This window comes from Streptomyces sp. HSW2009 (genome assembly GCF_040240285.1).
In the GTDB taxonomy this organism is placed as follows: Bacteria; Actinomycetota; Actinomycetes; order Streptomycetales; family Streptomycetaceae; genus Streptomyces.
On sequence record NZ_JBEHZD010000477.1, the window covers coordinates 1 to 6,212 of the forward strand.

General features: G+C 73.6%; 6 protein-coding genes. 1 reads left to right on the forward strand and 5 read right to left on the reverse strand.

The features are described 5' to 3' along the window. Nucleotides 1–145: 145 nt before the first annotated feature. The 4 genes from AAHZ94_RS26675 to AAHZ94_RS26690 form a co-directional block, all read right to left on the reverse strand. Nucleotides 146–1,447 (reverse strand): extracellular solute-binding protein, encoded by a 1,302-nt coding sequence (locus AAHZ94_RS26675; protein ID WP_349995900.1) that lies wholly within the window; start codon nucleotides 1,445–1,447, stop codon nucleotides 146–148. Nucleotides 1,448–2,428: 981 nt separating this feature from the next. Beyond that, nucleotides 2,429–2,821, reverse strand: a complete 393-nt coding sequence (locus AAHZ94_RS26680) for a recombinase family protein (RefSeq protein WP_349995901.1) — start codon at nucleotides 2,819–2,821, stop codon at nucleotides 2,429–2,431. Nucleotides 2,822–2,940: 119 nt separating this feature from the next. Next, complete coding sequence (locus AAHZ94_RS26685) at nucleotides 2,941–3,249, reverse strand: DUF3039 domain-containing protein (RefSeq protein ID WP_349995903.1); 309 nt, start codon at nucleotides 3,247–3,249, stop codon at nucleotides 2,941–2,943. Between the two features lie 15 nt (nucleotides 3,250–3,264). Next, nucleotides 3,265–4,575 carry an MFS transporter gene (locus AAHZ94_RS26690; protein WP_349995905.1) on the reverse strand — a complete coding sequence of 437 codons (1,311 nt, stop codon included), beginning with the start codon at nucleotides 4,573–4,575 and terminating at the stop codon, nucleotides 3,265–3,267. 106 nt (nucleotides 4,576–4,681) lie between these two features. Between AAHZ94_RS26690 and AAHZ94_RS26695 the strand changes: the two genes are divergently transcribed. Continuing rightward, the gene (locus AAHZ94_RS26695; RefSeq protein WP_349995907.1) at nucleotides 4,682–5,875 is read left to right on the forward strand and encodes a LysR family transcriptional regulator; all 1,194 of its coding nucleotides are present in this window, start codon (nucleotides 4,682–4,684) and stop codon (nucleotides 5,873–5,875) included. A 16-nt stretch (nucleotides 5,876–5,891) separates the two neighbouring features. On the opposite strand, the gene AAHZ94_RS26700 is transcribed toward AAHZ94_RS26695, so the two are convergent. Continuing rightward, a partial coding sequence (locus tag AAHZ94_RS26700; protein ID WP_349995909.1) for a YqgE/AlgH family protein occupies nucleotides 5,892–6,212 on the reverse strand: 321 nt, incomplete at its 5' end.

Here is a 6,212-nt window from a genome sequence, read left to right on the forward strand (position 1 = left end):
CCCCTCTTTTTTTTTTTAATGTCCCGGGGCCCAGCTTCTTTTACCCTTGTTGTTTCGGGGGGCGTGTCTGTGTTTTTTGGGGGGGGGGGGGGCGCGGGGGCGCGGGGGGCCGGGGAGGGGGCGTCAGCGGACATCAGGGCCTCACTCAGCTCGCTTCGGCGAAGGCGTCGTCCATCTTCTTGCGCGCCTCGCCCGCGGCCCCGTCGACGTCCTTACGGCCGCTGGCGACCTGCTGGAACATCGTGGGCAGGACCAGTCCGGCGTCGATGGCGGCCCAGCCGGGCGAGGCGGGTACGAACTTCGCCACCTCCAGGGTCTTCACGAACGGCTCGACGGTGGGCTGGCGCTGGGCGACCTCCTTGCGGACGTCGGTGTAGGTGGGCAGGAAGCCCATCGCGTCGAACAGCGCGTTCTGGGTCTTCTTGCTGGTCAGCGACTCCATCAGGGAGAGCCCGAGGGTGCGGTGCGAACTGCTCTTGAGCAGCCCGATGTTGTTCCCGCCCGCGAACGCCGGAGCGATCTCGCCGGCCTTCTTGCCGGGCAGCGGCACCACCGCGAACTTTTCCTTGACGTCGCTCTCCTTGATGGCCTGGTAGTTGAAGTCACCACCGATGGCCATGGCGGACTTCCCGGAAGCGAACGTCTGGACGGTGTCGTTGCCGCCCATCTCGGCGCACTTGCGGGCCGGGCAGTTGTCGTCGCCGAAGAGCGAGGTGTACGTCTTGATGCCGGCCTTGGCCTGCGGGCTGTCGATGGCCGAGCGGTACGAGCCGCCTTCCTCGGTGGCCAGTTCGCCGCCGTTGGACCAGATGAAGGGCATCGCGCCGTAGGTGTACGCGCCGCCGACCGCGAGCCCGTACAGGTCCGAGCGCTCGGAGCGGATCTTCTTGGCGGTGTTGATCAGTTCCTGCTGGGTGGTCGGCGGCTTGAGGCCGAGGTCCTTGAAGACGTCGGTGCGGTAGTAGAGCGCCCGGACGCCGACGAAGAACGGCGAACCGTAGGTCTTGCCGCCCACCGTCACCGACTCCTTGGCCGTCGGGTCGGTGTCCTTGCTCTGCGGCCAGCCGGCGAACTCCTTGGTGACGTCCGCGAGCCCACCGTCGCGCACATAGCCGGCGGTGTCGGTGTTGCCGTACTCGATGAGGTCGGGGGCGCTCTTCGGGTCGTTGAAGGCGGCCTTGATCTTCTGCGCCCTGGTGTCGACCGGGATGTAGGTGACCTCGACGTCGGCGTCCTTGTTCTTGCTGCGGAAGTCGGCGATGGCCTGGTCGACGACCTTCTGCTTGGGCGCGTTGTTGACCTCTTGGAAGAGCCAGACGCGCAGCGTGCCGCTCTTGTCGTCCTTCTTCGCATCGTTGTCCGAGGTGGACGGCGCACAGGCGGTGGCGGTGAGGCCGGCCGCGACGAGCGCCGCCACCGGCGCGGCTATGCGAGCAAAGGCATTCATACGGAAACCCCCACGGAGTGGCGTTGCGCGATACGCAACGCCCGTTTCGCTTTGCACAATACGCAGGAGGTTAAGGGCCGTTGTCTGGCCGTACAAGAGGTCCCGACCAGTTCGTGACCGGCGGGGAGAAAAGGAGTCCGCCCGGACCCGGGCACCGGGCGGCGCGGCGGCGCCCCGCCCGGGCACCGCCGCCCGACGCCGGCGACGAACAGCGCGAACGGACAGCCAGCCGCCGACCGCGGGCGGTGACCCCGCGACGGGCACCGCCACCCCGCGGCGGGCCACCGGCGGCGGCGCGACCCGCCCGCGCTTCCGCCACCCAGAGCGCCCCGCCGGAAACATCAACCTACGTACGCGAACGGCGAGTTGGGCCCGCGCAGCGGCGACTTCGCAGGCCGCGCGGACGCATCGCACCGAGCTGTGACCGGGCGACGGCGGGCCACGTTCCGGGGCAGGCGGTACCGGAACGGCGGCCGGTCGGGGCCGTGTGCGCGTGCGCATGGGGCAGCCGCCCGACCCGGGGCGACGCGGTACGGGCGGGCCCGCGCGGCGTAGGCGCCGACGGTCAACCGCGGTCAACCACGGGCGAGGTTCGGGCAGACGGCCGGCGCGGGCGACGGCCCGGCGCGCGACCCGTTCGGAGGCCGGGGCGATGTCGGGCATGGACCCGTACGTGGTGCTTGACGCGGGGGCGCGGGGGGGGGAGCGGGGGGCTCACGCGGCGCGGCGGGGTGCGGGCTGCGGGCTTGCGGATGGCCGTACTCCGCGGCGTACGGCGACACGCCCCGCAGGGCTCACGGACGGCGGGCCTACCGCGCGGCGTACGGCGGGGCCTTCCGCGGGGCGCGCTCGTGGGCGTCCCCTGCCCCGTACGGCAGCGACGTCCCGCAGGACACGGCGTTACCGGATACAGGATGACCGGATACAGGGATTACCGGACGCAGGATGACCGGACGCGGGGTTGACGCGCCGCGGCGCGGGTCACTCGGGGAAGCGTTCGCCCGGGTAGGCGGGTTCGGGGAAGGGGGCGGTCTCCAGGCGGGCGCCGGCCTCGCCCAGTCTGGCCACCACCCGGTCCCAGTCCGGCCAGGCGGCGTGCATCCGGCGCAGCAGTCGGGGGCTGGCCACCAGGACGACGTCGCAGCCGGGGTCGTCGGCCCACTCCAGGAGCCGGTCCGTGGAAGCCTGGAGCACGGAGAAGACGCTGCTGCCCACCGGCTGGTAGCCCCGCTCGGCGGCGAGCCTGCCGCACCGCTCCAACTGCGCGTCCCAGTCCTTGTCGAACTGGCTGAAGGCCGGGGTGCCCTCGTCGGACTCATCGACTTCCCGGGCCCCGAACACCAAGTACGCCGCCCGCTCCACGCGCCCGCTCATGGCAGCGACCTTACTGCGGCTGCCGCCCCGCACAACACCGCGCGCCCGGCCCGTACCCGTGCGGGTGCGGGCCGGGCGCGCGTGCGGCATTCCGGCGGTGGGAGGGGACAGCGGCTGCGCTACTTCTTGCCGCCGTTGCCGCCCTTACCGTCCTTGCCCTTGTCGCCGCCGACGTCCATGCCCTCGAAGATCTCCTTGCACATGGGACAGACCGGGTACTTCTTCGGGTCCCGGCCGGGGACCCAGACCTTGCCGCAGAGCGCGACGACGGGCGATCCGGAGAGCGCGCTCTCCATGATCTTGTCCTTCTGCACGTAATGGGCGAAGCGCTCGTGGTCGCCGTCGCCGTTCGACACCTGCGGCGTCGGCTCAACGAGGGTGCCGGTACCTGCCCCGCGCTCGGGCTCGGGCTGAAGAGGAGTGCTCATGCAGCCCAAGGGTACTCACGCCCGGGGGGTGCCCGACGCGCCGCCGTCCACCGCACCGGGACCACCGGCCTGCACCCCCGACGCACACACCGCGCCGGCCCCACTCGCCGCGCCGGCCCCGCCCACCGCGCCGGACCTGTTCGCCGCGCCAGAGCCGTTCGCCGCGCCGGACCCGTCCGCCGGCCGCCCCGCCCGACCCGTACGCGCGATCGCCAACTGGAGCAGGAGGCCGAGCCCCACCACCCCGGCCGCGCCCCACGGCAGTGCGGAGGCCGGTGCACCCGCGGCGAGCGCGAGGCCGCCGAGTGCGGAGCCGACGGCGCTGCCGAGGTAGAGCGCCGAGTTGTTGAGCGCGAGCGCCACCGTGCCGCGCTCGGCCCGTACGGCGAGCAGTTGGTGCTGCTGCGGCACCTGGAGGGCCCAGCCGCCCGCGCCCCACACCACCAGCGCGAGGCCCAGCAGCAGCGGCACCGTGGCCAGCGACGGCAGCAGCACCTGCGCCCCGCCGATCGCCACCAGCACCGTCACCACCAGGGCCCGCACCCGTCCCGCGCGGTCCACCAGCGGCCCGATCGCCACGCTGCCCAGTACGCCGCCGATGCCCCAGGCCCACAGATAGGGCGTGACCTGCGAGACGTCGCCGGCCGATGCGAGGACCGGGGCCAGATAGGTGTACAGGCCGAGGCTGGCGACCGCGGCCAGGAAGGAGACGGCCACCACCGGCGCCACCGCCCGGTCCGCCAGCGCCCCGCGCCGCACCCTGGCCGGCACCGGCGGCTCGGCGGGCACCGGCGGCAACAGCGCGGCGAGCCCCGCAATGGCGACCAGCCCGAGCCCGGTGAGAAGGGCCATCGTGGCCCGCCAGCCGGCCTGTTCGGCAAGGAGTACGCCGAGCGGCACGCCGAGTACGGTGCCGGTGCTCATACCGCCCATGACCAGGGCGAGCGCCCGGCCGCGCCGCTCGGGCGGCACCAGCGCCGAGGCGGCTGCGGTGGACAGCGCGGAGTAGACGCCGGCCCCGGCCCCGGCGACCACCCGGGAGGCGAGCAGCAGACCGAGCGAGGGCGCGAGGGCGGTGAGCCCGTTGCCCAGCGTGAAGACGGCGAGCGCCACCAGGATCACCAGCCGGGGCCGCACCCCCGTCAGCACGCCGGCCACCAGCGGCGCGGACAGCGCGTAGGAGAGCGTGAAGGCCGTGACCAACTGGCCGGCCAGCGACACGGACGTATCGAGGTCATCGGCGACAACGGGCAGCAACCCCGCCATCACATAGGCATCGAGCCCGAGGGTGAACGCCCCCAACGCCAGCAGCAGGACCTTGCGCACGGTGTCTCTCCTCGTTCGGGTTGATCGGTAGGTGAGGCGCCGAAGCGTAGGCACTCTCCGAATAGCCGGGGAAATGCCCGCGGCCGAGGATTTATGCTGCGGAAGCATGAGTGCCGAAGCAGTGCGACGGCCGGGGCCCGCACCCCGCGCCGAGGCCGGTCCCACCGGCCTGACCAGCGACGACGCCCCCGCCCCGACGTCGAGCCAGCCCCTCGCCGGCGGCCCGCAGGCGCCCGGAGGTGCCGACGGGTCCGGCGCGCTCGAACCGTCGGGCCCGCTTTCCGGCCTCGGCTCACCCGACTCGCCCAGCCCGCTCGAAGGGCCCGCCCCACGCGGCGGCCTCAATTCGCTCAACTCGCTCAACTCGCTCAGCTCACTCGACTCGCTCGGCCCCCTCGACCCGGTCGGACTGCCCGCCGTGGAGTTGCGGCACCTGCGGGGGTTCGTGGCCGTGGCCGAGGAACGGAACTTCACGCACGCCGCGCACCGGCTCGGCGTGGGTCAGCCGGCCCTCACCCGCACCGTGCGGAGCCTGGAGGAAGCCGTGGGCGCCACGCTCCTGGAGCGCAGTACGCGCCGGGTCGCGCTCACCGACGCCGGCCGCCGGCTCTACGCCGAACTCGCCGTACTGCTCCCCCGGCTCGGCGACGCGCTGCGCGCCCCGTGCCGGCACGCCACGCTGCGCCTCGGCTTCACCTCACTCCTGCCGGTGGCCTGCGCCGCGCTGCACACCGCCTTCGAGTCCGCGACCGGCGCCCGCATCCGACTGGTCCGCAGGGACGCCCCGCTGGCCGGCCTGGACACCGGCGACTGCGACGTGGCGGTGCTGCGCGGCGACGCCCCGCCGGACACGATCCGCAGCCGGGTGGTCGCGCACGAGGCGCGGGTGGCGGCGGTGGCGCGCAGCGCCGCGGGGGCGGCCGGTGCCCTCGCCCGCCGCCGGGTCCTGGACTGGCACGAGCTGGCCGGCCTGCCGCTGGTGGTCAACACCGTCACCGGCACCACCCGCCCCGAGCTGTGGCCCGCGGCCCACCGCCCCGTACTGGCCTGCACCAGCGGCAACTTCGACGAATGGCTGGAGGCGGTGGCCGCGGGCCACGGCATCGGCGTGGCCCCGGAGTCGGTGGCCCAGCGCCACACCCACCCCGGCATCCGCTTCGTACGGCTGAAGAACGCACCGCCGGTGGCCGTACGCCTGGCCGTCCCGGCCCGCGGCGCCCACCCACTGGCGGCCCAGTACTACGCGCTGACCAGCGCCAACTGGCCCGCCGCCACGGACCGCTCCGCCACGGACCGCTAGTAGGCCCAAGCGTCGTCTAGTTGAGCGAAGGGTCGTCCGGGTACGTGGCCACCATCGCCAGTTCGCTGCGCTGGCGCCGCAGCACCGAGCGCCACAACTGCTCGGGGTCGGGCGAGGAGACGTCGCCGGGCTCGGACTCCACCACGTACCAGGCGCCCTCGGCCAACTCCTCCTCCAGTTGGCCCGGGCCCCAGCCCGCGTACCCGGCGAAGATCCGCAGCGAGCCGACGGCCGGCGCCAGCAGTTCGGGCGGCGCCTCCAGGTCGACCAGGCCGATCGCGCCGTGCACCCGGCGCCAGCCGATCGGGTCGCCGGTGCTCACCCGCCCGCGCGAGGG

What these genes read in the sequence shown, in the direction of transcription:
- AAHZ94_RS26675 (WP_349995900.1), bottom strand. Translation starts at nt 1,447, where the DNA reads ATGAATGCCTTTGCTCGCATAGCCGCGCCGGTGGCGGCGCTCGTCGCG.
- AAHZ94_RS26695 (WP_349995907.1), top strand. Translation starts at nt 4,682, where the DNA reads ATGAGTGCCGAAGCAGTGCGACGGCCGGGGCCCGCACCCCGCGCCGAG.
- AAHZ94_RS26685 (WP_349995903.1), bottom strand. Translation starts at nt 3,249, where the DNA reads ATGAGCACTCCTCTTCAGCCCGAGCCCGAGCGCGGGGCAGGTACCGGC.
- AAHZ94_RS26680 (WP_349995901.1), bottom strand. Translation starts at nt 2,821, where the DNA reads ATGAGCGGGCGCGTGGAGCGGGCGGCGTACTTGGTGTTCGGGGCCCGG.